This is a genomic window from Lentzea kentuckyensis (assembly GCF_002150765.1).
GTDB classification, from domain to species: domain Bacteria; phylum Actinomycetota; class Actinomycetes; order Mycobacteriales; family Pseudonocardiaceae; genus Lentzea; species Lentzea kentuckyensis.
This window is the reverse complement of the sequence record NZ_MUYM01000005.1, coordinates 36938-61124: the sequence shown is the minus strand read 5'-3', so window position 1 is coordinate 61124 and position 24187 is coordinate 36938. Positions and strand designations below refer to the sequence as shown.

The window sequence follows — 24187 nt, the reverse complement described above, 5'->3', positions numbered from 1 at the left end:
TGACCCAGTGGTGATCGCGAAACTGCTGGCGGCACGCGCGGGTGTCGCGGAGCGCGCGGTGTACTCCAGGCACCTGCGGCGGGTCTGGGGTGTGCCGGGCACGCTCCTCGGTGCGCGGGCGTGGCCCCCGCTCTTCCGGGACAAGCTGCATTCCAGTTTCAACTACTGGTGGCAGGCGCACCTGCTCGACTGCATGATCGACGGATACCTGCGCTCGCCCAACGAGCTGCGCAAGGCGGCGATCACCAAGGTCGTGCGGGGCATCCGGGTGCGCAACGTCCTCGGCTGGACCAACGACTTCTACGACGACATCGCGTGGCTCGGCCTCGCCCTGCAGCGTGCCCAGCAGGAGGTCGGCGTCGCGAAACCCAAGGCGCTCGCCGCCATCGCGGACCGGTTGCGGGACGGCTGGACCGACCACGCCGGCGGCGGCATCTGGTGGAAGCGCAAGGACGACTTCAAGAACGTGCCCGCCAACGGTCCGGCCGCGATCTTCCTGGCGCGGCAGAACGAACGCACCGATCTCGCCCGTGCTCGATCCACTGTGGACTGGATCGAGGACAACCTGATCGATGTGAGCAGCGGACTTGCGTGGGACGGTCTGCACGTCCACCCCAACGGCGAGATCCGTGAGTACGAGAAGAACATCTACACGTACTGCCAAGGAGTTCTCATCGGTGCGTGCGTCGAACTGGCCAAGCACGGACAGCCGGACAAGTGGCTGGAGAAGGCCGCACGCACGATCACCGCGGTGCACGACGACCTGGCCACCAACGGCGTGATCAAGGGGCAGGGCGGCGGCGACGGAGGCCTGTTCGCGGGCATCCTCACCCGCTACCTCGCCCAGGCCGCGCTGACGATCCCCGACCTCGACCCTGACCGGCACGAGGCCGCGGACCTGGCACGGGAACTCGTGGTCCAGTCGGCGGAAGCGGCCTGGCTCAACCGCGTGATGGCGGTGAGCGGGCCGTTGTTCGGTCCGGAGTGGACGGTCCCGGCGGACGAGCGCGAGGGGCGTGACCTGTCCGTCCAGCTCGGTGGCTGGATGTGCCTGGAGGCCGCGGCACTGCTGGAGCGGCACGGCCTCGACGTGACTACGGCTTGAGATAGCTCAACAGGGTCTTGGCGTCCTCGCGGAACTGCTCCGGCGAGTCGTCGAGCACGAACTCCAGCAGCGCGTTGCGCTCGAGGCCGTCCCGCGCCAGCTCGGTCAGCACCGGTTTCCACAGGTCGCGGCGCGCCGACAGCGGCAGCCGGTCCTGGTACCCACCGGGTCCCCACGAGAAGACGTGCGCGGTCACCGGTTCCAGCGTCCGCACCTCGTGCACGGCGGAGAACACGTCCTGGCCCCCGTGCGGCTGCCAGTACGACACCACACCGTCGACCTCGTCGAGCAGCTGGACCGTCGAGTCCAGCGTGTCCGTCAGCGTGTTCCGGTGGTACTCCAGCGCGATCTTCGTGCCCATCGCGTCGGCGTGCTCCACGGCGTGCTGCAGGGCCTCGATCACCGGTGCGCGGTCCGGACATTCGGCTGAGCCGGCAGTACCGGCCCACACCCGGACGAACGGCGCGTCCAGCTCGGCCGCGGTCTCCAGGATCGCCGCCAGGTCGGCCCGGTCGGACACACCCGCGCGGTAGTACGACCCGTACGCGGCGACCTTCAACCCGGTGTCCAGCGCCCGTCGTGCCGCCGCGAAGTCACCGGGCGGCACGTGCACGTCGCCGCCCCATTCCACGGCCTGCAGCCCGCACTCCGTCGCGAGCTCGCCGATCTCCTCGATCGACAGCTGCCGGAACGTCACCGAGACGAGGCCGGGAATCAGCATCCGCAGGACTGCCGGTGCATCAGCGAGGGCGCCAGCCGAATGGTCTCCGGCGGCCGTTGCGGGTCCGCGATCCTGGACAGCAGCAGCTTCACCGCGGTCCGGCCGATCTCCTCGACCGGCTGGGCCAGCGTGGTCAGCGGCGGTTCGATCAGCGTGGCCCACTCGACCTCGTCGTACGCGACGACGGCCAGGTCCGTGCCGAGCTTCAGGCCGCGGGCGCGCGCCTCGTGCAGCATGCCGATCGTGACGAGGTGGTCCGCCGCCACGACGGCGGTGGCCGGGTCGTCCTGGTCGAGCAGCGGCGCGAGCCAGCCGCTCTGCGACACCAGCGCCTCGTCCCACTTCAGGCCCGCGCGGCCGAGACCGAGCCGGTAGCCGAGGATGCGCTCCTCGGTCGTCGCCACGCCCGTCTTGCCGCAGACGATGCCGATCCGCCGGTGACCGAGCTCCGCGAGGTGCCTCACCAGACCCGAGGTGGCCTGGACGTTCTCCGGCCCGACCTGGTCGATGTCCTTGGCGACGGTCAGCCGGTCCACCAGCACCGTCGGGATGCCGAGCTTCTTGAGCTCCGGCAGCACGAGGCTTCCGCCGGTGCCGGCCGACGGTGTCAGCAGCAGGCCGTCCACCCGTCTGGAGCGCAGCATCCGGACCGCTGTCTGCTCGGACTCGGGGGTGTCTCTCGTGTCGATCAACACGAGCGAGTAGCCGTTGCGGGTCGCTTCGGACTCGATGGCGGCGATCAGCTCGGCGAAGTACGGGTGGGAGACCAGCGACACGGCGAGGCCCAGCGACTTCGTCCCACCCATGACCAGCGACCGCGCGATGGCGTCACCCGTGTACCCGGTCTCGTCGATCGCCTTCTGGACGCGCTCGCGCGTGTCCCCCGCGACCGGTCTCGTCTCGTTGATCACGTGTGACACCGTGGTGATGGAGACCCCCGCGAGAGCCGCGACATCCCGCATGGTGACCATGGCTCGGGACCTTACCCGTTTGGAGGAAGCCCAGATGGCAGCCGTGCTGTGTGTCGGGCTCACAACTCTCGACGTGACTCAACGGGTGGACGCCTTCCCGGATCCTGGGCAGAAGGTCCGCTCGCTCAGCTCCGAGTTGTCGCCCGGCGGTCCCGCGGCGAACGCGGCCCGTGCCGTCGCCGCGCTGGGCGGTCAGGCGGCATTGCTCACCGCGTTGGGTGCCGACGCACTGGGTGAATTCGTCCGGGCTTCCTTGGACCCGGTCCAAGTCACCGCGGTGGCGGGTACGACGCCGGTCAGCATGGTCGTCGTCAGAGATGCTGATGGGGAGCGCACGGTCGTCTCACGCAACGCGTCGGTGCCGGTCGTCGCGCCCGATCTGTCCGATCTGCTCGCCGCCGCGGACGTCGTGCTCTTGGACGGGCACCATGACGGCCTGGTGCTCCCCGTCGCCCGACAGGCGAAAGCGATGGGATTGCCTGTGGTGCTGGACGCCGGGAGCTGGAAACCTGTCCTCGATCACCTGTTGCCGCTGGTCGACGTGGCTGCCTGCGCTTCGGGGTTCGAGCGGTCCGCCGCCGAGGTGCACGCCCTCGGAGTGCCGCTGGTGATCCGCACGCAGGGTGCGGCACCGGTGACCTGGTCGCGGAACGGCTCGACCGGAGAGGTGCCCGTGCCGGCGGTGGAGGTGAAGGACACGAACGGTGCCGGGGACGTCTGGCACGGCGCGTACGTCTACGCGCTGGCGTCGGGCGCGGACCCGGTGGCGGAGGCCATCGGCTTCGCGTCGCAAGCGGCCGCTGTTCGCGTCGGCGCGGTCGGGGACTGGGTTGAGAGGCTGGCACGGTGGCAGGACAGCAGGTCAGGTTCGACGAGCTGCTAGAGCGGGCTCGGGTGCTCACCGATCAGGGCGAGCGCAAGATTCTCGGCATCGGCGGCGCACCCGGTTCGGGCAAGTCGACGCTCGCACGGCGGCTCGTCGAGGCCCTCGACGGCCAGGCGGTGCTGGTCGAGATGGACGGCTTCCACCTCGCGCAGAGTGAGCTCGAACGGTTGCGGCTGGTCGAACGCAAGGGCGCGCCGGACACGTTCGACATCCCCGGTTACGTGGACCTGCTCGGCCGGATCAAGGCGTGCGGGCCGGACATGATCTACGCGCCGCAGTTCCGCCGCGAGATCGAGGAACCGGTCGCCTGCGCGGTGCCGGTGCACCCGGACGTCCCGCTCGTCGTCACCGAGGGCAACTACCTGCTGCTCAACTACGACAAGTGGAAGCGCGTCCGGATCATCCTGGACGAGGCGTGGTTCCTGTTCATCGACGAGGACGTGCGCGTGCAGCGCCTGATCGACCGCCACCTGCGGTACGGGCGCACCTTGTCGGAGGCGGAGGAACGGGTGCTGCACGGCACGGACCACGTCAACGCGTTGATGGTGAACTCGTCGAAGGGATCAGCGGACCTGCTGATCACCGAAGTGCTTTAAGAGCACACGATGGTGAAGCAGCCGAGGGCGTCGTTGTTCGAGACGTTCTTTCCGCCGTCCGTCACGGTGCCCGCGGTCGCCCACATTCCGTATTGACCGTTGTTCTCGCTCGTGTTCTTGCGAACGGTGATGTCGAGTGGAATCGGGACGTTGATGCGCAAGCCGTCGCCGACGTTTTCGGCGAAGGTGTTGCGCTCGATCACCAACGGGCCGCTGAGCGTTTCCTTCGGGTCGACGAACAGGCCTGCGGATTTCATCTTCTCGAACCTGTTGCCGCGGATGACGCCGTTGACCGGCCGGTGGACGCCGACCCAGTTGCCGCCGCTGAACGTGTTGCGCAGCAGGTCGATCCGGCCGGTCGCGATCAGCTCGAACCCGTCGAGCACGCTGTCGCGGATGGTCAGTCGCTCGGACCCGCCGATCGAGAAGGCGGCCAGCTTGGTGTTGACGATGTCGGCCTCGACGGCGCCGACGAAGTTGATCAGGTTGGCCTGCCCTCGGTCGCCCTGGATGACGACGTGGTCCGCACCGATCTGATCAATGGTGAAACTGCTGCGCAGGAGGCGGCACTCTGCGCCGCAGAAGAGCCTCCACGCGTCGATCCTGCTGCGCAGGAACGTCACCGAGGTCGTGCCGTTCCAGAAATAGGTTCCGTTCCAGTTGCCGACGGTCGAGTCGATGAACCTGGTGTTGGTCGCGTTGTCCGCGACGATGTTGATGCCGGCCACCGTGCCGTTGCGGATCGTCGTGCCGTCGACGTCGGTCATGTTGATGGAGGGAGAACCACTCAGCGTGTGCCCGTCGAGGTTGAGCGTCACCCCGTTGGCCCCGATGATGAGTCCGGTCGTTCCCGGACATTCCAGATCGGCCGTCAACTTTACGCTTTGTCTGAGCGTGTCACCGCATTGCGGCATCGCTCCTGCGTGAGCCGGTGTTACTCCCCCGAACAGTGCAATTAAAACGGCGGATGCTCCCAGAAATCGCACGTCAGACCTCCCCGTTCTTTGTGTGAAAGAACAGGCTGGCAGAATTGATGCGATTTGTCGCTAGTTCGTGCCGACTTCGACCGTTTCGTCGATGGGCTTCTGCATCTCCTGGCGGTAGCGCCAGATGCCCCATCCGGTGCCGCCGAGGAAGAACGCGATGCTGATGACGAGTGCCGCCGTCTCCAGCCACGGCAGCTGCTGCAGGACGCCCGCGCCGTAGTAGCCGGCCAGCACCAGCGTCGGCACCCAGGCGATGGCCCCGAGCGTGGTGGCCAGCGTGAACCGGCGGAGGTCCATCCGTGCGGCACCGGCGATCATCGGCGCCAGCGTGCGGATCCACGGCAGCCAGCGGGCCAGCACGACGGCCCAGAAGCCGCGCCGGTCCAGGAAGTCGCCCGCGCGTTTCAGGTTCTGCCGGTTGAGCACCTTGCCGCCCTTGCGCGCGAGCACGCGCGTGCCGGTTCCCCTGCCGATGAAGTACCCGACCTGGTTGCCGACGACGGCCACGACCAATGCCGCGACGGACAACGCCCACGCCGACACCTCGCTGTTGTGCGTCGCCAGTACGACACCAGCGGCGAACAGCAGCGAGTCACCGGGCAGGAACAGCCCGAAGATGAATGCGCACTCGATGAAGATGAAGCTCAGCACGATGACCCACACGGCCACCGGACCCGCAGTCTCCAGCGAGGCGAAAGCATGTGCCACGGTGACCCAGCCTACGTCGTGGTGCGTCGGCGGTACGGCGACATCGGTCTAACGGGATGACGAAATCTTGATTGAGCACGCTCGGTCACGACGTGAACTCCCCACGGTTGAGATCACCTTCGAGTGAACCAGTCGAATCGGACTAGCGTGACGGGTATGGAGACCTTGCTCGCCGAACTCCGCGCCGCACTGGGTGACGCCGGTGTGCTCACCGACGCCGATGTCACCGCGAGTTATCAGCGCGACATGATGCCGCTGGCGCCGCACGGCAGCCCGCTGGCCGTGGTGTTTCCGCTGGACACCGAGCAGGTCCAGGCGGTCGTGCGGGCCTGCGCCAGGCATCAGGTCCCCATCGTCCCGCGCGGCGCGGGCAGTGGTCTCTCCGGCGCCGCGAACGCCATCGACGGCTGCGTGGTGCTGGTCACGACCAAGATGAACGCGATCGTCGAGATCGACGCCGACAACCGCCTCGCCGTGGTCGAGCCCGGCGTGATCAACCTCGACCTGCGCGGCGCCGTCGAGAAGAACGGCCTGTTCTACCCGCCGGACCCGAGCAGCTACGACTGGTGCACGATCGGCGGCAACCTCTCCACCAACGCCGGCGGCCTGTGCTGCGTGAAGTACGGCGTGACCACCGACTCCGTGCTCGGACTCGAGGTGGTCCTGGCCGACGGCGAGGTGCTGCGCACGGGCCGCCGCACGGTCAAGGGCGTCGCGGGCTACGACCTGACGAAGCTGTTCATCGGCTCCGAGGGCACGCTGGGCGTGATCACCAAGGCCACCCTGGCGCTGAAGCCGCTCCCGCAGGCCCCGGCCACGCTGGTCGCCGCGTTCGGCAGTACCGCCACGGCCGGCGCCGCGGTCAGCCGGATCGTCCGCGAGGGCCTGGTGCCGTCGCTGATGGAGATCATGGACCGCACCTCGATCGAGGCCGTCGAGCAGTACCTGAAGACCGAGCTCGGCGCCGGTCCGGGCTGTGCCGCGTTGCTGATCTGCCAGTCCGACGCCGGCGGCGAACAGGCCCGGCACGAGCTGCAGAAGATCGAGGAGATCTGCCTGGAGGCCGACCTCGTCTACTCGACGCACGACGTCAACGAGGGCCGTGACCTCCTCACCGCGCGCAGGGCCGTGCTGACCGCGTTGGAGGTCTACGGCTCGTGGCTGACCGACGACGTGTGCGTGCCCCGCACCCGCATCGCCGAGCTCATCCAGGGCTGCGAGAACATCGCGAAGGAGGTCGGCCTCAAGATCGCCGTCGTGGGCCATGCCGGTGACGGCAACATGCACCCGACGATCGTTTACGACCCCACGGACGCCGATCAGTTCGCACGGGCCCAGAAGGCGTTCGACGACATCCTCGCGGTGGGGTTGTCGCTGGGCGGCACGGTCACCGGCGAGCACGGCATCGGCAAGATCAAACGCGAGTGGCTGGCCAAGGAGATCGGTCCGGTCGGCCTGCGGGTCCACCGCGACATCAAACGCGCGCTGGACCCGGAGAACCTCTTCAACCCCGGCTCGATGTTCAGCATCTAGCAACAGGCCCGTGCGGTCGCCGGGAGTGGTTCCTGGGCGGCCTTCTCCACGTCCGCGAGCATCTGCTGCCGTTCGGCCGGTCCGAGGGTTCTGCCTCGCGTCAGCACGGTGTGGATCCGTTGGGTGTTGCGGATGTCCCTGTGCGGGTTGCCTTCGAGCACCACGAGGTTCGCCTCGGCACCTGGCGCGAGCGTGCCGTTCCTCGTAGCCGCCCGCAAAACCGCTGCGGGCGACAGGCCGGCCTCGACCAGCAGCTCCAGCTCGTCGTGCACCGAGAAACCGGAGAACACGTACGGGTTGCCCGCGTCCGTACCGACCAGCACCTCCACGCCGAGGTCGTGCATCTCGGCCACCTGGTCCATGCGGCGCTTGAGGAACTCGGCCTGTTGCCTGATCTCCTCCGGTGTCACCGGAACCCACTGCTTGAGCCCGTCACGCCAGAAGTCCCGGTAGAACGCCGGCATGTACTTCAGCCGGGGGTCGTTCGCGAACCGGTCAGCCGGGCTCCCGTACACCCGCATCGCCACGATCGTCGGACACAGCGCGGAGTTGTTGCGCCGCAAACGTTTCGCCAGAGCGACAGCCTTCGCGCGCCGGTGCGTCAGCGCCGCCTGGCGTTCGAACTCCAGCACCTGCCTGAACCACGCGAACGAGTTCGCGGGATCCAGCGGCAGGTCCGCGATCGCTTGGCGCAGCTCGGTTTCCTTCGCGCTGGTCGCCAGCGGCAAGCCGTACATGTGCTCGAACGTGCGCTGCCCCAGGTCGCTCGCGTCACCCATCGCCACGTGGTTCGAGCAGTGCCCGGCGAACGTGAGGTCCTGCTTCGCGCACTCGTCCGCGATCGCCGTCAGCGTTGCCCTGTCGAGGTACGAGTAGACCTTCACGAAGTCGGCGCCCTGGGTCCTGGCGTCACGGACGGCCTGTCGTCCTTCTGCCGGCGTGCCGGCGATCAGGGCGAACGGCAGTGTGGAATGCGGTCCGTCGATGATCGCGCTGGCGACCGTCAGCCGCGGCCCGAGGACCTCGCCGCGCGCGATCCGGTCGCGCAGGTCGTAGATCTGCGGGACGCCCCACATCTCGCGTATCCCGGTCACGCCGTTGACCAAGCACAACGGCAACGTGATCCGCTCCAGGTAGGCGCCGTGCACGTGCATGTCCCACAGGCCGGGGATGACGAACCTGCCCGCCAGGTCCAGCACCGTGGACCCGTGCGGCAACGGCAGGTCGCACGACCCGATCGCGAGAATCCTGTTGTCCGCCACCACGATCGTGGCGTTGGGCCGAGTACCGGCGGAGTCGACGATCGTGACGCCTCGCAGGGCGGTGACGCTCACGGAGGCGCCGGCCCGGCCCGGTGCGATCAGGCCCGGTGCGATCAGGCCCATGCCCGCGGCCGCACCGAGCCCGGCCAGCCAGCCCAGCACTTCACGTCGAGTGGTGTCAGTCATGCCGTTCAACCAACACCTTGACGTTACGTGAGACTCAAACCCTTTCAGCACACCGGCAAGTGGTTGGGCCAGAACAACCTAGGGGCGGTATCCCGCCTGCCGCAGGACCGCGAACAGAAATTCCTCCAACGACGACCGGGTGGCCAGCTCCGGACGGGTGAGCGCGCGGTAGAAGAACGCACCCCCGAGCATGTCCATGACCAGCTCCAGATCCGTACCGGGCGGAAATCCGGGACGCATCGCCTCCTGCATCGCCACGCGCCGGGGTGCGATGAACAGCTCCCAGTACCGCTGCATCAGGCCGAAGTGGTCGGCGGAGGCACCGATGATCCGGCGCAGCAACCGGATCGCGTGCGACGACGACATCATCTCGGCGTACCCGGAGATGATCTCCTCGGCCGACGCCGCGGCCATGCGCCCGGGTTCCAGCTCGGGCACGTCCCTCGCCAGCTCCATCACGCTGAGCAGCAGGTCTTCCTTCGTGGCGAACCGCCGGTAGACCGTCGCGCGGGTCACGCCGGCGCGCCGGGCCACCTGCTCGATCGAGGTGCCGTCGAGACCGCGCTCCAGGAACAGCTCGAACGCGGCCGTCAGGATCGCGTTGTCGGCCTCGGGGTCGCGGGGGCGCCCAGCACTTTGTTCAGCCACGCAGAAAGCCTTTCCGGGGAGGTGCCGCGCCATGCCAGGTGGCCGTCGGGGCGCACCAGCAGCGTGTCACCGGCGCGTTCATGGTGCACGACGTCCCCGAGTCGTTCCCTGGCCACCTCCAGGCACCGCGACGGCCCGGCCAGCACCCACTTCCCGGTCCTGGCGAACAACGGCACGCGCCGTCCGCCCAGCGGTCCGGAGTAGCGCACGTCGAGCTGTGAGGCGGCGCGGATCAGTTTCCGTTGCACCACACCGATGTTCATCACCGGCCACAGGACGTGGTCGCGCAGGATCCGCGACGCGCGCCCGGAACCCAGGACCATCCGCGTCGCGGGCGTGGTCGACCTCAGCACCTGCGCTCCGATCGGCCTGCGTTCGGCCTCGTAGGTGTCCAGCAGCCGCTCGCTCGCCCGGCCCTGCACGACCAGGGCGAGCTTCCACGCCAGGTTGTCCGCGTCGCCGAGCCCCGTGTTCATGCCCTGGCCGCCCAGCGGGCTGTGGATGTGCGCCGCGTCGCCGGCCAGCAGCACGTTGCCCCGCCGGTACGCCGACGCGAGCCTGCGGTGGATCCGGAACGTCGACTCCCACACCGTCGAGGTGACCGGGCCGGGCGTCCAGCGCGCACCGTCCGGGGACATCACCCGCCACAGGTCGTTGCCCGGCAACGGGAACAGCGCGGTCATCGAGTCGCCGCGGGTGAGGACGTGCACCGACGACCGGTCCAGATCCCACGCGCCGTGCACGTCCTGCAGGAAGAAGTTCTCCATCACCGGCGACCCGTCGAACGAGATGCCGGCCGTCTTCCGCACCGCCGAGTGCGCGCCGTCGCACCCCACCAGCCAGTCCCACCCCCGCACCGCCGAGATCGGCGTGTCCCACTCCACCGCGACCCCGAGGGTGGCGAGCCGGTCGCGCAGCCGTGCCTCCACGAGCGCCTGCGACTCGATCAACGCACCGGCCTGGGCCATCCGCTCCAGGTCCATCACCACCCTGCCGTCGACCCGAAACGCCCTGAGCTCGACCGCCTTCTCCGGCAGGTCGCCCAGCGCGCCCAGCCGGGCCAGCACCTCTGCCCCGCGTGGCTGGACCCCCAACGCCCGTGACGTCGTGGCCGGCCCGGAAGCCGCGTCCACGATCCGCACGTCCACCCCGAACTGCCTGAGCCCGCACGCCAGCGCCAAGCCGGTCGGACCCGCCCCCGCAACGATGACCATACAAATACAGTACAGCTCTGTATTCAAATGGCGCCAGCGAAAAGCCCGCCTGCCGGAACAGACGGGCTCGTCGTCAGCGTTCGACGCGCGGGATGATCTGCGTCGCGTCGTCGTGGTGGATCTGGGCGTCCATGACCTGCGTGATGTCGTCCGCCTCGGTCTCCAGCAGCGCCTTCTTCTCCTTGCGCGCCTTGATCACCTCGAAGATGATCGGCACGACCGAGAGCAGCACGATGGCGATGAGCGTGAGCTCCAGGTTCTTGCGGATGAACTCGACCTGGCCGAGGAAGTAGCCCAGCACGGTGAGGCCCGCGGCCCACGCCACCCCGCCGATCGCGGAGTAGGTGAAGTACTTCTTGGGGTCCATCCGCCCGACACCGGCCATGGCCGTGATGAAGGTGCGGACGATCGGCACGAACCGCGCGAGGACGATGGCGCGCGGGCCGTACTTGTCGAAGAACTCCTGCGTCTTGTCGACGTACTCCTTCTTGAAGATCTTCGACTCCGGCTTGCTGAACAACGCCGGACCGGCCTTGCGGCCGATGTAGTAGCCGACGACGTTGCCGATGAACGCGCACACCGTCAGCAGCACGCACACGAGCCACAAGGGCGTCGAGATGTGCCCTGCCGCGACGAAGAGACCCGCCGTGAACAGCAGCGAGTCGCCCGGCAGGAAGAACCCGACAAGCAGCCCGCACTCGGCGAAGACGATCAAGCAAAGCCCGACGAGCATCCACGGGCCGAGCATCGTCAGCAGTTTTTCGGGGTCCAGCCAGTCAGGGCCCAATGCAATCGTCACGGCCACAACGGTACAGGTCAGCTGAGCGTGATCACTGCGGCCACCGTGCCCGCTGCCAGGCCCAACAGCAGCGCGAGGCCCAGCACCCACCACACCGACAGCGGAGCCGGGCGTTCGTCAGGAACCGGGACGGACACGGCAAATCCGGCATTGGTGCTGGTCGCCTGCGCCCGCAGCGCGTCGGTCACCAGCCGTTCCGGATCGTCCGCCATGCACCTAGTCCTTGACCCACTCGCCCCTGACCAACACGTCCTTCGGCTTCAATTCTGCATCCAGCACGACGATGTCGGCCGCGCAACCCGGCTGCAGCTTCCCGGCGTCGAGACCGAGCAGCTCCGCGCCACGGGTCGAGGTGGCGTGCACGGCCTCCACGAGCGACAGGCCACAGGAGTTGACGGCGTTGCGGAACGCCATGTCCATCGTCAGCGTGCTGCCGGCCAGCGCCGCACCGCCGGCCAGCGTCGGCACGCCGTCGACGACCCGGACCTCGAGCCCGCCCACGTCGTACACGCCGTCACCGACACCGGCGGCCGCGATGGCGTCGGTGATCAGGACCGTGCGCTTCAGACCGGCGTGGCGCGCGGCCAGGCGGACGGCGGTCGGGTGCAGGTGCACGAGGTCGCAGATGAGCTCGACGGTCACGCGTTCGTCGTCCAGCAGCGCGCCGATCGGGCCGGGCTCGCGGTGGTGCAACGGGCGCATGCCGTTGAACAGGTGCGTCGCCACCGAGGCGCCCGCGTCGACGGCCGGGCGGACCTGCGCCTCGGTCGCGTCGGTGTGGCCGATGGCGGCGATGACGCCCGAGTCCACGAGCTGACGCACGGCCTGAACCGCGCCCTCCAGCTCGGGGGCGATGGTGATCATCCGGACGGTGCCCTTGCCCGCGTCGAGCAGCTTCGTCACCGCGGTCTGCTCCGGCGGGCACAGGATCGCCGGGTCGTGCGCGCCGCAACGCGCCGCCGAGAGGAACGGCCCTTCGAGGTGGATGCCGGCGACGACACCCTCCTGGACCAGCTCGGCCAGCGCGGACACCTGGTCGGCCAGCTCCGGCACCGGGCGGGAGACCAGCGACGCGAGCAACGTCGTGGTGCCGTGCCTGCGGTGCGCGGACGCGGCCTTGCGGACCTTCACCGGGTCGCTGCTGGTGAACGCGTCACCGCCACCGCCGTGGCAGTGGATGTCGACGAACCCCGGCACGATCGTGCCGCCCCCGACGTCGGTCGTCGGGCCGCCGGGCGCCGCGCCCTCACCGACCGCGACGATCCGGCCGTCGGCGATGCTGACCCACCCGTTCTCGAGCACCCCGTCCGGCGTGACGACCCGACCATTGGTCAGGGTCACGTCGACAGGTCCACCCCACGTGCTCATGACGCCTCCAGCATGTCGATGGCCAGCAGCGCCGCGCCGAGGAAGCCCGCCTCGTCGCCGAGCGCCGCGAGCCGCAGCTCCGGTCGGCGCTGGAAGGCGATCAGCCCGTCCAGCCTTTCCCGCAACGGGTCCACCAGCAGGTCCCCTGCGAGTGCGAGCCCGCCGCCGAGCACCACGGCCTCCGGACCGAGCAGCGTTGCCAGCACCAGGATCCCCCTGGCGAGCGCGTCCACGGCCTCGTGCCACACGGCGACGGCGTCCTGCTCTCCGTCTTTCACCCTTCGGGCGACATCTGCGGCGCCGTTGACGGGGGTGCCGGTACGTGCGGTGTACCGGCGGGCGATCGCCGCGGAGGACGCCACTGTCTCCACGCAGCCGATCTGGCCACACGCGCAAGGCACGCCGTGGCCGACGTTCACATGTCCGATCTCACCGGCGTACCCGTCACCGCTGAAGATCTTTCCGTCGAGCAGCAGCGCACCGGCGATCCCGGTGCCGATCGGCATGATCACCGCGTTGCGCAGGTCCCTGGCGGCACCCATCCGGCATTCGGCGAGACCGGCGGCGCGCACGTCGTGGCCGAACGCCACGGGGACGCCCAGCCGTCCGGTGAGGACGGTGCTGAACGGGAACCGGCTCCACGGCAGGTTGGTCGTGTACACGCCGACGCCGTTGGCCTCGTCCACGATGCCCGGCGCCACGATCCCCACGGCGTCGATCTCGTGCTCGGAGGCCTGGCTGAGCTCCTCGACGAGCTCGGCGATCACCGCGAGCAGAGGTTCCAGCTCGGCCGGAGTCGCCCGGCGGGCGTGCTTGCGCGCCGCCACCGCCTCCGAGGTGCCGGCGACCAGTGCCGCCTTGGTTTCGGTGCCACCGATGTCAACGGCGACCACGTGTCTGCGTGCCACGAGGACTGATCCTGCGGCATCGAGGCCCTATTGGTCTATACCAAGTGCCGATTTCGGCGTGTGGTCTTACGAGCTGAAACCGTCCGCAACGGGCAAAACGGCTCAACTGAAAGACTGTGAAGTTTGCTAACTGCCGGAGTCAGCCGGCCATGATCTTCTGCAGGGCGTCGAGCGCACGCGAGGCCGTCGACTTCACGGTGCCCTTCGAGATGCCGGTGGCCTCGGCGATCTCCGCCTCGGACAGATCGCCGTAGTACCGCAGCACGAGCACCTCGCGCTGGCGCGGCGGCAGCTGCTGCAGGGCCTTGACGACGGCCTGGTGCTCGGCGGTCAGCATCGCGAGCGACTCGGCCGACCGCGCGTTCGCGACGTGCGGCGGCGTGTAGTCGCGGGCGGTCTTGCGCCGGCGCAGCACGCTGCGCGAGCCGTTGACCACGGCCGTGCGGAGGTAGCCCACGGCGGCCTGTGCGTCGCGCAGGCCCTTCCAGTTGCGGTGCAGTCCGGCGAACGCCTCCTGCACCACGTCCTCGGCCGTCGACGGCTCGTCGACGAGCAGCAGCGCGAGCCTCACGAGGCGCATGCGGTGCTGCTTGTACAGGTCTTCGAGCGTGAGGGGCCCTGTGGGAGGTCCTGCGACGCCGTCCTTGATTCGCAGGTTGGTCAGGGTGTCCTGCACGGTGCGCGGTGTTTCTTCGCCAACCACAAGGTAGGACGGTACCGGTCAGCGTGGCTACGGTGGACGCATGGCCCGCTTTGCAGTCGAATTGGTGTTCGGTCCAGATACCGAGAAGCGCCTCGCGGTGCGCCCGGCACACCGCGAGTACATCGCCTCTCTCGTGGAGAAGGGCGTGGTCCTGGGCGCAGGCCCCTACGCGGACGACACCGGCGCGTTGATCATCTACGAGGCCGCGGACGAGGCGACGTTGAAGGAGATCATCGCGGCCGACCCGTACACGCCCGCGAACGTCGTCAACGACTGGAAGATCCGGGAGTGGACTCCCGTGCTGGGGGTCTGGCTCAACGACTAGCGGCCTGACCGCCCGGCCCGACCAGTCCTGACGTGTCACTGGCCGCCATCTGCCGGTCGGCTTCAGCGATGTCCTCGACCGCCTGGCGGTCCACGACCATCGGCGTGAACGCGCGGAAGTACTTCAGCGCGCCCACCCAGCCGGGGACGTGGACCGCCTTCGCACGTTTCCCGATGCCTTTGACCACGGCCCTGCCGACGTCGCGGACGGGGTACTTCTTGCCGGCGACGCCCGGCATGCCCTTGCGGAGCTTGCCGAACACCGGGTGCTCGTCGGCGCTGTCGACCATGTCCGTGGAGATCCACGAGAAGTACGCCGTGCCGACGTCCACGCCCAGGTGCCGGACCTCGGCCCGCAGGCTGTCCGCAAACGCTTCACAACCGGCCTTCGCCGCCGAGTAGGCCGCGTTGCCGGGGATGTGCACGATCGCGGCCAGCGACGACACGACCAGGCAGTAGCCGCGGCTGCGGATCAGGTGCGGCAGCGCCGTGCGAACCGTGCGCCACACACCGAGCAGATTGACCTCGATGACCCGTTCGAACGCCTTGGGGTCCATCGAGCGCACGAAGCCGGTGGCCGCGATGCCCGCGTTCGCGACCACGACGTCGATGCCGCCGAAGTGCTCGGCGACCTCGTTCGTGACGCGTTCGAGCACTTCCCAGTCCGTGACATCGGCTTCCCACGCCTTGCCGCCGGTCTCCCGGGCGACCTCTTCGAGCTGGGCCTTCTCGAGCCCGACGAGCGCGAGACGTGCCCCGCGCACGGCCAGTTGCCTCGCCACCTCGGCGCCGATGCCCCTGGCCGCGCCGGTGATCAGTACCACCTTGCCCGTGACGTCCATGCCGCCACGGTAACTCAACCTACTCCCGGTAAGCTACTGGCAAGTTAAATTGCGCTGAGGCGGTCCACCTCGGCCTGGGAGAGCTCCAGGTTCAGCAGTGGCACGAGGTCGCTGAGCTGCTCCAACGTGCGGGCGGACGCGATCGGCGCGGCCACCGTCGGCTGCTGGGCGAGCCACGCCAGGGCGACCGAGGCGACCGTGGTCTCGCGCGTCTCGGCCAGCTCGTCGAGCACCTCCAGGACCTGCAGTCCGTGCTCGTCGAGGTGCTTCGACGCCGCACCCGCCCGCGGGCTCTCGACCTCGACCCCTGGCCGGTACTTGCCGGTCAGGAAGCCCCTGGCCAGGCCGAAGTACGGCACTGCGGCGAGCCCGTTGTCCGCGACGACCTGCTGCAGATCGCCTTCGAACTTGTCGCGGCTGACCAGGTTGTACTCGGGCTGCAGCGCCACGAACTTCGCGAAGCCCTCGCGCTCCTGGATCTCCAGCGCCTTCGCCAGCCGTTCGGCGGAGAAGTTGGACGCCGCGACGTAGCGGACCTTGCCCTCGCGGACGAGCTGGTCGTAGGCGGCCAGCGTCTCCTCGAGCGGCGTGTCCGGGTCGTCGAGGTGGTTGTAGTAGAGATCGATGTGGTCGACGCCGAGCCGCTTCAACGACCGTTCGGCGGCGGTCAGGACGGTGTCGCGCTTCTGGTTCTTGAACCCGGCGAGCATGCCGACCTTGGTGGCGACCACGACGTCGTCGCGGTCGCCATGCCTGGCCAGCCATTTGCCGATGATCGTCTCCGACTCGCCACCGGAGTTGCCGTCGGCCCAGGCCGAGTACACGTCCGCGGTGTCGAGGAAGTTCCCGCCCGCTGCGACGTAGGCGTCGAGCACGGCGAACGACTGGTCCTCGTCGGCGGTCCAGCCGAAGACGTTGCCGCCCAGACACAGCCGGGACACGTTCAGGTCAGTGGTGCTCAAGATCCCCATGTTCGAACGGTAGTCCGCTCAGGCGGTGATCTCGACGCCCTTCCAGAACGCGACGCGGCCCTTGATCTCGGCCGCGGCCTCCTTCGGCTCGGCGTAGTACCAGGCCGCGTTGGCGTTCTCGGAGCCGTCGACCTGCACCGAGTAGTAGTTCGCCGTGCCCTTCCACGGGCAGAACGAGGTGTGCTCGGTCGCCTTCAGCACGGCTGGATCCACGGACTCCAGCGGGAAGTAGTGATTGCCTTCGACGACCACCGTGTCGTCGCTCGACGCGATGATCCTGCCGTTCCAGCTAGCGGTTGCCATGTCTTCCAGTGTGCCCTCGGAGTCGCCTCAGAACCGGCGGGAATACCGTCCAGTAGCCCGCGCAGGCGCCCCGGCGCACATCGGGTACGCCGCCGCTGTACTGGTTACTCGTTCAAAACACGGATCATCACGTCAGGTCGGCCGCCGCGTTGAGCTTGGGACCCAGCCTCGTAGGATGCGGTTGATACGGCGTTCAGGGCACCTGAGGAGGACGACCGATGCCCATCGCAACTCCCGAGGTCTACGCGGAGATGCTTGACCGGGCCAAGGCGAACGAGTTCGCCTACCCCGCGATCAACGTCACGTCTTCGGAGACTCTCAACGCGGCTCTGCGCGGATTCGCCGAGGCCGAGAGCGACGGCATCATCCAGGTCTCGACCGGCGGTGCCGAGTTCGCCTCGGGCACCAAGGTCAAGGACATGGTGACCGGCGCTGTCGCGCTCGCCGAGTTCGCGCACGTGGTCGCCGCGAAGTACCCGGTGAACATCGCGCTGCACACCGACCACTGCCCGAAGGACAAGCTCGACGGGTACGTGCGTCCGCTCATCGCGATCAGCCAGGAGCGGGTCGACAAGGGCGGCAACCCGCTGTTCCAGTCGCACATGTGGGACGGTTCCGCCGTCGCGCTGGACGAGAACCTCCAGATCGCGAGCGAGCTGCTCGACCTCTCCGCCAAGGCGAAGATCGTCCTCGAGATCGAGGTCGGCGTCGTCGGTGGCGAGGAGGACGGCGTCGACAACGAGATCAACGACAAGCTCTACACGACGCCAGAGGACTACCTGAAGACGGTCGACGCGCTCGGCGCCGGTGAGAAGGGTCGCTACCTGCTCGCCGCGACCTTCGGCAACGTGCACGGCGTCTACAAGCCGGGCAACGTGAAGCTCCGCCCGGAGATCCTCAAGCAGGGCCAGGACGTCGCGGCCGAGAAGCTGGGCCTCCCGGCCGGCTCGAAGCCGTTCGACCTGGTCTTCCACGGCGGCTCCGGCTCGCTGCTCGAGGAGATCCACGAGGCCGTGTCGTACGGCGTCATCAAGATGAACATCGACACGGACACGCAGTACGCCTTCACCCGCCCGATCGCGGCGCACATGTTCGCGAACTACGACGGCGTGCTGAAGATCGACGGCGAGGTCGGCAACAAGAAGGCCTACGACCCGCGCAGTTACCTCAAGGCCGCTGAGCAGGCCATGGCCGCCCGCATCGCCTCGGCGTGCGAGCACCTCAAGTCGTCGGGCCGCATGATCGCGGGCTGACGCCTAAACCATGAACGGCGCTTTCGTGGACCTCAGGTCCACGAAAGCGCCGTTCATGGTTTCAGCTGAGTTTTAGGCGCGAGGCGAGCAGTTGGGCTTCTGGGCGGTGGATGAGCATGTCGCCGACAGTCCAGAGAACCGCCAGCAGGACGGCGGTGACGGCCGCCGAGGAGAACGAGATCGGCGGTCCCCACAGGTACTCCTGCTGGAACCAGATGCCGACGTACCCGACCGTGGTGACGGCCGCCGACCCCAGCACGGCCGCGGCCGGCGTGGGCATCTTGATCACGTGTGCCGCGTCGATCGCGAGTCCGACGAGGATCAGGAACAGCGGCACGGCGGACTTCGGGAAGTCGATGCCCGCGAGCAACGGCCAGATCAGGCACCGGTACGCGACGTAACCACCGGCGACGGCCGTGGCCGCCCAGGGCCGGTCGATCGTGCGCCGGGCGATCACCAGCACGATGGCGGCCGCGACCAGGCCCCACACCGGGTAGACCCAGTCGGCGATGGGCAGCGCGAAGTGCACCACCGCCTCGCGTCCGATCGGCACGCCGAGCTGGTCCGCGGCGAACTGCAGCAGGATCGGCTCGGCCTCGGCCTTACCGTTGTCGTAGGCCTGCAGCGCGCGCACGCCGTACTCCTGGTGCTGGTTGGGGAACCAGACGTTCTCCAGGAAGAAGAACCACAGCGCGACGAGCCCGAACGTCCGTGCGTTGCCCTCGGGGAAGTACTTCATCCACCCGCGGATCGCGCCGGCCAGCATCACGGCCGTGCCGAGGTAGAGCAGCGCGTGCGAGCCGCTCCACGAGGTGATGTCGAGCCCGTTGATGCGGTGGTTGATGACGTCGATCGGCAGCGCGACCAGGAAGATCCCGCACCCGATCTGCATCAGCCGCAGCGTGAGCTTGTCGACGCCGTACCCGGTGAACGTGTGGAACAACGTCAGCCCGACCACGATCACCGTGCCGACCGTGTTGATCAGGTGCGGCGGCGCGAGGTCGTCGCGCAACCACTTGAAGTGCCACGAGACGTCCCACGACGACCCGATCAGCTTCAACAACAGACCTACGAGCCAGAGCTGGTAGAGCTGCTTCGTGAGCTTCGCCGGTGTCTCCCTGCCCGGCACGCCTCGCTCCCAGTACTGGTCGCGGAACTGCCTTACCCCCTGGATCATCCGAACATCATGAGCGGCGCTCCGACTTCCAGGAAGACCGGCCCACCCTGGTTTTACCCTGATGTTTCCCGTTCGGGTGAACGACGTTGATCTCTTCGGCCCAGCGCGGCAAGGTGCTCGGCCATGGCCAAGAAGATCATCGCCGGCGTGCTCGTCACCGCTCTGATACTGGCCGTCGTGGCCACTGTGATGAGGGTCTTCATCTCCTGAGACGCGTTCGTGCGGCACGATGGGCCGCATGGTTGAGAACCTCCTCGGACCCGAGCCGACCCGTCTCCCCGACCGTCCTGAGGCGCAGTCCGCCGCGGACGGTGGCACCGACCCGGCCAAGATCGTGCGGGCGTACCCCGACTTCTCCGAGGCCTGGGCGCTGCTGGCGGAGCGCTCGCTGCACGCCGGGGACCCCGTCGCCGCCTACGCCTACGCCCGCACCGGCTACCACCGCGGCCTCGACCAGCTGCGTCGTTCCGGCTGGAAGGGCTTCGGCCCCGTGCCGTGGGACCACCGGCCGAACCAGGGCTTCCTGCGTGCGCTCGGCGCACTGGCCAGGGCCGCCAGGGAGATCGGCGAGGACGAGGAGTGGGAGCGCTGCAGCAAGTTCCTGGCCGACTCCGACCCCAAGGCCCCGGCCGCGCTGGGTCTGGTCTGACCTGACGTGGGTGCTGTCCGGGAGGCGGTCGGGCGCGGGCTGACGCGGTGGCGCGGGGCCGCGCTGCCGATCGTCCAAAGTGCTCTGTCCGCCGGTCTCGCCTGGGTCGCGGCGACCCTCGTGATCGGGCACCAGCACCCGTTCTTCGCGCCGATCGCCGCGGTCGTCTGCCTCGGGGTGTCGCTGGGGCAACGACTGCGGCGCGTCGGTGAGCTCGTCGTCGGCGTCTCGGTCGGCGTCGGCGTGGGCGACGCGCTGATCGGCTGGATCGGCAGCGGTCCGTGGCAGATCGCGCTGGTCGTCGGGCTCGCCATGTCGGCGGCGGTGCTGCTGGACGGCGGCTCGGTGATCGCGTTGCAGGCCGGCTCGTCCGCGGTGCTGGTGGCGACGCTGTTGCCGCCGAGCGCGGGTGGCGGGTTCGACCGCATGATCGACGCGCTGACCGGCGGCCTGGTCGGGCTCGCCGTGGCGGCCCTGCTGCCGGCCAACCCGGTCACCGTGGCCCAGCGGCAGCTCAAAGCGTTGACGAACACCCTCAGCAGCGCGTTGCGCAATCTCGCCGAGGCGCTGACCGAGAAGGACGCGGTCAAGGCCGCGGGGGTACTCGCCGAACTGCGCACCAGCCAGGCCACGATCGACGACTACAAGTCGGCGCTGCAGACCGGCAGTGAGATCGCGAAGATCGCGCCCATCCGCTGGCGCGCCAAGGACGAGCTCAGCAGGTACCAGACCGCGGCCGGCCCGGTGGACTACGCGATCCGCAACACCCGCGTGCTCGCGCGCCGGACCATGGCGGCGCTCAAGGCGGACGAGCTGATCCCGGACGGCGTGCCGGACGTGCTGAAGGACTACGCGGACGCCGTCGACTGCCTCCGTGGCGAGCTGGAGAAGGGAAGGACGCCCAAGGACACCAGGGAGGCCGTGCGAGACGCCGCACGGCATCTCACCGCGCGGCGTCTCGGCGGGGACGGGTTCTCATCCAAGGTCGTGCTGGCGCAGATCCGCAGCGTGGCCGTGGATCTGCTCCAGGCCACGGGACTGAGCCGCAGCGAGGCGATGGAGGCGTTGCCGCCCCTCAGCCCTCCGGCCGGTTCAACAGGCCCAGCAGCAGCGAGTGAACCGGCTCGTGATCCCGAGGATCAGCCAGGGCGCACGAACCACCCGTGATCGCGTACCACTCGTCCGCGCCCTCGTAGCGGACCTGCGCACGCAGCTGCCCGTCGTCGGACAGTTCGGTGCGCAGCTCCAGGTCCCCGGTGACGACGCCGACCTCGTCGGTCATCACGCCACCAGGGCCGGCCACGAAAGGCGAGGAGAGTGTGGTCATCAGCAGGTGTTGAGCATCCCGGTCAGTGCGGTCTTCTCGGAGCTTTGCAGGGTGAGTCCCCAGTTTTTCTTCGTGTGAACCCACATCTTGGCGTACGTGCAGTAGTAGGACGTCAGCGGAGGCTTCCACGCGGCCGGGTCCTTGTCGCCCTTGGCCTGGTTCACGTTGTCGGTCACCGCGATGAGCTGCGGGCCCGACAGGTCGTTCGCGAACGCCTGGCGCCGCGAAGTCGTCCACGACGCCGCTCCGGACTTCCAGGCTTCCGACAGCGGCACGACGTGGTCGATGTCGATGTCGGAGGCCAAGGTCCAGGTAGCGCCGTCGTACGGCGACTTCCAGGAGCCGGAGGTGGCCGCGCAAGACGAGTCGGTCACCACGTTGGTGCCGTCGCGCTTCAGCACGACCTCACGGGTGTTGCAGGTGCCCGACTGGGTGATCCAGTGGGGGAACAGGTCGCGTGAATAGCCCGTGCTGGAGCCCTCCGAGGCAACCGTGAGGCTGGCCAGTTCGGACCTGGCGGTGTCGACGGAGGGGATGTTCGGCGGTGTCGCGAGTGCAGGGGAAACAAAACCAAAGGTGAGGGCTGCCGCGGCAACGACAACACCAATGGTTCGGTTAACTTTTGACATCGTCCCGACCTTCCTTGTTGGAAAGTGATCGGGACCACCCTTAGTCACATTATGAAATTAGGCAATGCCTTTGGGTGACACTCAAGTGAATGACAAGCGCACGACTAGACGCCTCGTACGAGCCTCAAGTCCTCCGTGTGCCGGTACCAGGTCCACTTGTCGACCGGGCGCGGGTGCTTGTGACCATCGAGAACGGCGGTCGTGGGCAGGCAGCCGAGCTGGAACGCGCGCGGCCGGCTCTCCTTCACCTTGGATCCGATGAGGCGTTTGTTAACAATTCGCACCACGAGGCCCAGACCGCCCTCCGGGTCCGGCGTGCACTCGATCCGCGAGGCCTGGCCGCGCAGCACGTTGTCCGCGTCGCTGTAACCAACGCCACGAACCGGCGACAGGACGCCGAGTCCCATGAGGACACCGCCGACGTCGTCGCGCACGAACGGAACGGGATCTACGTCACCGTTCAGGGCGATGTCCAACGCCCGCGCGGGGTCGGTCGAAAGCCCCCAGAGGGCGGCAACGGGCGAATCGCCCACGGGGACGTAGCCGAGTGTGATCGAACCGAGCTTCTCCTTGCGCAGCAACCGAACCCCGACGGCCGCGAGGTCGGCGTCGGTACCCACCACGACGAGCCGTTCGGCGTCCAGATGTTGATCGACATGGTCCTTGCCGGGGCGCGCGGGCACCGCGCGGGTGTCGTCACGTTGAGTGATCATTGGCAACTGCGGGTTTCCGCAGGCCAACACGATTCCGTGCACGGTCATCTCCTGGTCTACCCTCGCTTACCGGCGTTCGCTCGAACCAGTCCAAGCGCTTGGAGTTTCACATGCCGGCCGTCGTGCTTATCGGTGCCCAGTGGGGCGATGAGGGCAAGGGCAAGGCCACCGACATCCTCGGTGAGCGTGTCCAGTGGATCGTCCGCTACCAGGGTGGCAACAACGCGGGTCACACCGTGGTCCTCCCGGGCGGTCAGAAGTTCGCCCTGCACCTCATCCCGTCCGGCATCCTGACGCCCGGCGTGAAGAACGTCATCGGCAACGGCGTCGTGGTCGACCCCGGCGTGCTGCTCGAGGAACTCGCGGGGCTGGAAGAGAAGGGCGTCGACACCAGCGGCCTGCTGATCTCGTCGGACGCGCACTTGATCATGCCGTACCACGTGGCCATCGACAAGGTGACCGAGCGCTACCTCGGCAAGGCGAAGATCGGCACCACCGGTCGCGGCATCGGCCCCGCCTACCAGGACAAGCTCGCCCGCGTCGGCGTGCGCGTGCAGGACCTGCTGGACGAGAAGATCCTGCGGCAGAAGGTCGAGGCCGCCCTGGACTTCAAGAACCAGGTGCTGGTCAAGGTCTACAACCGCAAGGCGCTCGACCCCGACCAGGTCGTCGAGCAGGTGCTGGAGCGCGGTCAGCACTTCGTGCACCGCATCGCGGACACCCGCCTGCTGCTCAACCAGGCGCTGGACCGCGACGAGATCGTCGTGCTGGAGGGCTCGCAGGGCACCCTGCTCGACGTCGACCACGGCACCTACCCGTTCGTCACGTCGTCGAACCCGACCTCGGGTGGCGCGACGGTCGGCTCCGGTGTCGGCCCGACCCGCATCAGCACGGTGATCGGCATCCTGAAGGCCTACACGACCCGCGTCGGCTCCGGTCCGTTCCCGACCGAGCTCAACGACGACCAGGGCGAGTACCTGCGCAAGCAGGGCGGTGAGTTCGGCGTCACCACCGGACGTTCGCGGCGCACCGGCTGGTTCGACGCCGTGATCGCCCGCTACGCCTCGCGCGTCAACGGCATCACCGACTACTTCCTCACCAAGCTGGACGTGTTGTCGGGCCTGGAGAAGGTCCCGGTCTGCGTCGCGTACGAAGTGGACGGTCTCCGCGTCGACGAGATGCCGATGACGCAGACCGACGTGCACCACGCCGTGCCGGTGTACGAGGAGCTGCCTGGCTGGTTCGAGGACATCTCGCACTGCCGCACGTTCGACGAGCTGCCGGCCAACGCCAAGGCGTACGTCGAGTACCTGGAGGGCATCATCGGTGCCCGCGTCTCGGCGATCGGCGTCGGCCCCGGCCGCGACCAGACGATCGTCCGGCACGACGTTCTCGGCTGACACCG

The 24187-nt window shown here is 68.3% G+C and carries 28 protein-coding genes; 9 read left to right on the top strand and 19 right to left on the bottom strand.

From position 1 onward, the window contains the following. The first annotated feature begins 7 nt into the window (after positions 1-7). Positions 8-1105 (top strand): glycoside hydrolase family 76 protein, encoded by a 1098-nt coding sequence (locus B0F77_RS03765; RefSeq protein WP_086661341.1) that lies wholly within the window; start codon positions 8-10, stop codon positions 1103-1105. On the opposite strand, the gene B0F77_RS03760 is transcribed toward B0F77_RS03765, so the two are convergent. Together B0F77_RS03760 and B0F77_RS03755 are read right to left on the bottom strand one after the other, a co-directional pair. Continuing rightward, positions 1095-1826, bottom strand: a complete 732-nt coding sequence (locus B0F77_RS03760; RefSeq protein WP_086661340.1) for a sugar phosphate isomerase/epimerase family protein — start codon at positions 1824-1826, stop codon at positions 1095-1097. The genes B0F77_RS03765 and B0F77_RS03760 overlap by 11 nt on opposite strands. After that, positions 1820-2797, bottom strand: coding sequence for a LacI family DNA-binding transcriptional regulator (locus B0F77_RS03755; RefSeq protein ID WP_086661339.1), 978 nt, complete (start codon positions 2795-2797; stop codon positions 1820-1822). The genes B0F77_RS03760 and B0F77_RS03755 overlap by 7 nt, the downstream gene beginning before the upstream one ends. Positions 2798-2831: 34 nt before the next feature. On the opposite strand from B0F77_RS03755, the gene B0F77_RS03750 reads away from it, so the two are divergent. Together B0F77_RS03750 and B0F77_RS03745 are read left to right on the top strand one after the other, a co-directional pair. Then, positions 2832-3680 (top strand): PfkB family carbohydrate kinase, encoded by an 849-nt coding sequence (locus tag B0F77_RS03750; protein WP_086661338.1) that lies wholly within the window; start codon positions 2832-2834, stop codon positions 3678-3680. Next, positions 3644-4279, top strand: coding sequence for a nucleoside/nucleotide kinase family protein (locus B0F77_RS03745; RefSeq protein ID WP_086661337.1), 636 nt, complete (start codon positions 3644-3646; stop codon positions 4277-4279). The genes B0F77_RS03750 and B0F77_RS03745 overlap by 37 nt, the downstream gene beginning before the upstream one ends. On the opposite strand, the gene B0F77_RS03740 is transcribed toward B0F77_RS03745, so the two are convergent. Together B0F77_RS03740 and B0F77_RS03735 are read right to left on the bottom strand one after the other, a co-directional pair. Next, entirely contained in the window at positions 4276-5265 is a 990-nt protein-coding gene (locus B0F77_RS03740) for a right-handed parallel beta-helix repeat-containing protein (RefSeq protein ID WP_143466547.1), read from the bottom strand. The genes B0F77_RS03745 and B0F77_RS03740 overlap by 4 nt on opposite strands. 60 nt (positions 5266-5325) lie before the next feature. Further along, the gene (locus B0F77_RS03735; protein ID WP_086661335.1) at positions 5326-5973 is read right to left on the bottom strand and encodes a DedA family protein; all 648 of its coding nucleotides are present in this window, start codon (positions 5971-5973) and stop codon (positions 5326-5328) included. A 156-nt stretch (positions 5974-6129) separates the two neighbouring features. On the opposite strand from B0F77_RS03735, the gene B0F77_RS03730 reads away from it, so the two are divergent. Next, complete coding sequence (locus tag B0F77_RS03730) at positions 6130-7506, top strand: FAD-binding oxidoreductase (protein WP_086661334.1); 1377 nt, start codon at positions 6130-6132, stop codon at positions 7504-7506. Here the strand turns inward: B0F77_RS03730 and B0F77_RS03725 are convergent. From B0F77_RS03725 to B0F77_RS03685, 8 genes are all read right to left on the bottom strand, one after another. Then, complete coding sequence (locus B0F77_RS03725) at positions 7503-8954, bottom strand: amidohydrolase family protein (RefSeq protein ID WP_086661333.1); 1452 nt, start codon at positions 8952-8954, stop codon at positions 7503-7505. The two genes, B0F77_RS03730 and B0F77_RS03725, sit on opposite strands and share 4 nt — an antisense overlap. A 78-nt stretch (positions 8955-9032) precedes the next feature. Further along, entirely contained in the window at positions 9033-9602 is a 570-nt protein-coding gene (locus B0F77_RS50485; RefSeq protein WP_158102583.1) for a TetR/AcrR family transcriptional regulator, read from the bottom strand. After that, on the bottom strand, positions 9545-10816 hold the full coding sequence (locus B0F77_RS03710) for an FAD-dependent monooxygenase (protein WP_169730882.1): 1272 nt from the start codon (positions 10814-10816) through the stop codon (positions 9545-9547). The genes B0F77_RS50485 and B0F77_RS03710 overlap by 58 nt, the downstream gene beginning before the upstream one ends. A 73-nt stretch (positions 10817-10889) precedes the next feature. Next, a complete protein-coding gene (locus B0F77_RS03705; RefSeq protein ID WP_086661453.1) occupies positions 10890-11564 on the bottom strand; it encodes a DedA family protein in 675 nt (224 codons plus the stop codon). 68 nt (positions 11565-11632) lie between these two features. Continuing rightward, positions 11633-11827 (bottom strand): hypothetical protein, encoded by a 195-nt coding sequence (locus B0F77_RS03700; RefSeq protein ID WP_086661332.1) that lies wholly within the window; start codon positions 11825-11827, stop codon positions 11633-11635. A gap of 4 nt (positions 11828-11831) precedes the next feature. Further along, positions 11832-12983, bottom strand: coding sequence for an N-acetylglucosamine-6-phosphate deacetylase (nagA, locus tag B0F77_RS03695; protein WP_086661331.1), 1152 nt, complete (start codon positions 12981-12983; stop codon positions 11832-11834). Continuing rightward, positions 12980-13891 (bottom strand): ROK family protein, encoded by a 912-nt coding sequence (locus B0F77_RS03690; RefSeq protein WP_245847809.1) that lies wholly within the window; start codon positions 13889-13891, stop codon positions 12980-12982. The genes nagA and B0F77_RS03690 overlap by 4 nt, the downstream gene beginning before the upstream one ends. A gap of 139 nt (positions 13892-14030) precedes the next feature. Next, positions 14031-14594, bottom strand: a complete 564-nt coding sequence (locus B0F77_RS03685; protein WP_086661329.1) for a SigE family RNA polymerase sigma factor — start codon at positions 14592-14594, stop codon at positions 14031-14033. 40 nt (positions 14595-14634) lie between these two features. Here B0F77_RS03685 and B0F77_RS03680 point away from each other — a divergent pair, with 40 nt between their 5' ends. Beyond that, positions 14635-14919: a YciI family protein gene (locus B0F77_RS03680; protein WP_086661328.1), complete on the top strand. Its 285-nt coding sequence runs from the start codon at positions 14635-14637 to the stop codon at positions 14917-14919. Here the strand turns inward: B0F77_RS03680 and B0F77_RS03675 are convergent. Genes B0F77_RS03675 through B0F77_RS03665 form a run of 3 tightly spaced genes read right to left on the bottom strand, consistent with a single transcriptional unit; the run spans position 14909 to position 17034 of the window. Then, positions 14909-15760, bottom strand: coding sequence for an SDR family oxidoreductase (locus tag B0F77_RS03675; protein ID WP_086661327.1), 852 nt, complete (start codon positions 15758-15760; stop codon positions 14909-14911). The genes B0F77_RS03680 and B0F77_RS03675 overlap by 11 nt on opposite strands. Positions 15761-15804: 44 nt before the next feature. Beyond that, the gene (locus B0F77_RS03670) at positions 15805-16731 is read right to left on the bottom strand and encodes an aldo/keto reductase (RefSeq protein ID WP_086661326.1); all 927 of its coding nucleotides are present in this window, start codon (positions 16729-16731) and stop codon (positions 15805-15807) included. An 18-nt stretch (positions 16732-16749) separates the two neighbouring features. Next, entirely contained in the window at positions 16750-17034 is a 285-nt protein-coding gene (locus B0F77_RS03665; RefSeq protein ID WP_086661325.1) for a DUF427 domain-containing protein, read from the bottom strand. A 218-nt stretch (positions 17035-17252) separates the two neighbouring features. Here B0F77_RS03665 and fbaA point away from each other — a divergent pair, with 218 nt between their 5' ends. Next, positions 17253-18287, top strand: coding sequence for a class II fructose-bisphosphate aldolase (fbaA, locus tag B0F77_RS03660; protein ID WP_086661324.1), 1035 nt, complete (start codon positions 17253-17255; stop codon positions 18285-18287). A gap of 61 nt (positions 18288-18348) precedes the next feature. Here the strand turns inward: fbaA and B0F77_RS03655 are convergent, their stop codons facing one another. Further along, the gene (locus tag B0F77_RS03655; RefSeq protein WP_086661323.1) at positions 18349-19464 is read right to left on the bottom strand and encodes a hypothetical protein; all 1116 of its coding nucleotides are present in this window, start codon (positions 19462-19464) and stop codon (positions 18349-18351) included. 238 nt (positions 19465-19702) lie between these two features. Between B0F77_RS03655 and B0F77_RS03650 the strand changes: the two genes are divergently transcribed. Together B0F77_RS03650 and B0F77_RS03645 are read left to right on the top strand one after the other, a co-directional pair. Then, a complete protein-coding gene (locus tag B0F77_RS03650) occupies positions 19703-20113 on the top strand; it encodes a DUF3151 domain-containing protein (RefSeq protein WP_086661322.1) in 411 nt (136 codons plus the stop codon). A 6-nt stretch (positions 20114-20119) separates the two neighbouring features. After that, positions 20120-21280, top strand: a complete 1161-nt coding sequence (locus B0F77_RS03645; RefSeq protein ID WP_086661321.1) for an FUSC family protein — start codon at positions 20120-20122, stop codon at positions 21278-21280. Here B0F77_RS03645 and B0F77_RS03640 read toward each other — a convergent pair. From B0F77_RS03640 to B0F77_RS03630, 3 genes are all read right to left on the bottom strand, one after another. Further along, the gene (locus tag B0F77_RS03640) at positions 21189-21440 is read right to left on the bottom strand and encodes a hypothetical protein (RefSeq protein WP_086661320.1); all 252 of its coding nucleotides are present in this window, start codon (positions 21438-21440) and stop codon (positions 21189-21191) included. The genes B0F77_RS03645 and B0F77_RS03640 overlap by 92 nt on opposite strands. After that, positions 21440-22069, bottom strand: coding sequence for an HNH endonuclease family protein (locus B0F77_RS03635; RefSeq protein WP_086661319.1), 630 nt, complete (start codon positions 22067-22069; stop codon positions 21440-21442). The genes B0F77_RS03640 and B0F77_RS03635 overlap by 1 nt, the downstream gene beginning before the upstream one ends. Before the next feature lie 104 nt (positions 22070-22173). After that, entirely contained in the window at positions 22174-22782 is a 609-nt protein-coding gene (locus tag B0F77_RS03630; RefSeq protein WP_086661452.1) for a hypothetical protein, read from the bottom strand. A 110-nt stretch (positions 22783-22892) separates the two neighbouring features. Here B0F77_RS03630 and B0F77_RS03625 point away from each other — a divergent pair, with 110 nt between their 5' ends. Beyond that, the gene (locus tag B0F77_RS03625; RefSeq protein ID WP_086661318.1) at positions 22893-24182 is read left to right on the top strand and encodes an adenylosuccinate synthase; all 1290 of its coding nucleotides are present in this window, start codon (positions 22893-22895) and stop codon (positions 24180-24182) included. Positions 24183-24187 lie beyond the last annotated feature (5 nt).

What these genes read in the sequence shown, in the direction of transcription:
- B0F77_RS03630 (WP_086661452.1), bottom strand. Translation starts at nt 22,782, where the DNA reads ATGATCACTCAACGTGACGACACCCGCGCGGTGCCCGCGCGCCCCGGC.
- B0F77_RS03670 (WP_086661326.1), bottom strand. Translation starts at nt 16,731, where the DNA reads ATGGGGATCTTGAGCACCACTGACCTGAACGTGTCCCGGCTGTGTCTG.
- B0F77_RS03655 (WP_086661323.1), bottom strand. Translation starts at nt 19,464, where the DNA reads ATGATCCAGGGGGTAAGGCAGTTCCGCGACCAGTACTGGGAGCGAGGC.
- B0F77_RS03755 (WP_086661339.1), bottom strand. Translation starts at nt 2,797, where the DNA reads ATGGTCACCATGCGGGATGTCGCGGCTCTCGCGGGGGTCTCCATCACC.
- B0F77_RS03705 (WP_086661453.1), bottom strand. Translation starts at nt 11,564, where the DNA reads ATGCTCGGCCCGTGGATGCTCGTCGGGCTTTGCTTGATCGTCTTCGCC.
- B0F77_RS03635 (WP_086661319.1), bottom strand. Translation starts at nt 22,069, where the DNA reads ATGTCAAAAGTTAACCGAACCATTGGTGTTGTCGTTGCCGCGGCAGCC.
- B0F77_RS03750 (WP_086661338.1), top strand. Translation starts at nt 2,832, where the DNA reads ATGGCAGCCGTGCTGTGTGTCGGGCTCACAACTCTCGACGTGACTCAA.
- B0F77_RS03675 (WP_086661327.1), bottom strand. Translation starts at nt 15,760, where the DNA reads ATGGACGTCACGGGCAAGGTGGTACTGATCACCGGCGCGGCCAGGGGC.
- B0F77_RS03725 (WP_086661333.1), bottom strand. Translation starts at nt 8,954, where the DNA reads ATGACTGACACCACTCGACGTGAAGTGCTGGGCTGGCTGGCCGGGCTC.
- B0F77_RS03710 (WP_169730882.1), bottom strand. Translation starts at nt 10,816, where the DNA reads ATGGTCATCGTTGCGGGGGCGGGTCCGACCGGCTTGGCGCTGGCGTGC.
- B0F77_RS03625 (WP_086661318.1), top strand. Translation starts at nt 22,893, where the DNA reads ATGCCGGCCGTCGTGCTTATCGGTGCCCAGTGGGGCGATGAGGGCAAG.
- B0F77_RS03760 (WP_086661340.1), bottom strand. Translation starts at nt 1,826, where the DNA reads ATGCTGATTCCCGGCCTCGTCTCGGTGACGTTCCGGCAGCTGTCGATC.
- B0F77_RS03665 (WP_086661325.1), bottom strand. Translation starts at nt 17,034, where the DNA reads ATGGCAACCGCTAGCTGGAACGGCAGGATCATCGCGTCGAGCGACGAC.
- B0F77_RS03680 (WP_086661328.1), top strand. Translation starts at nt 14,635, where the DNA reads ATGGCCCGCTTTGCAGTCGAATTGGTGTTCGGTCCAGATACCGAGAAG.
- B0F77_RS03640 (WP_086661320.1), bottom strand. Translation starts at nt 21,440, where the DNA reads ATGACCACACTCTCCTCGCCTTTCGTGGCCGGCCCTGGTGGCGTGATG.
- B0F77_RS03700 (WP_086661332.1), bottom strand. Translation starts at nt 11,827, where the DNA reads ATGGCGGACGATCCGGAACGGCTGGTGACCGACGCGCTGCGGGCGCAG.
- B0F77_RS03730 (WP_086661334.1), top strand. Translation starts at nt 6,130, where the DNA reads ATGGAGACCTTGCTCGCCGAACTCCGCGCCGCACTGGGTGACGCCGGT.
- nagA (WP_086661331.1), bottom strand. Translation starts at nt 12,983, where the DNA reads ATGAGCACGTGGGGTGGACCTGTCGACGTGACCCTGACCAATGGTCGG.
- B0F77_RS03650 (WP_086661322.1), top strand. Translation starts at nt 19,703, where the DNA reads ATGGTTGAGAACCTCCTCGGACCCGAGCCGACCCGTCTCCCCGACCGT.
- fbaA (WP_086661324.1), top strand. Translation starts at nt 17,253, where the DNA reads ATGCCCATCGCAACTCCCGAGGTCTACGCGGAGATGCTTGACCGGGCC.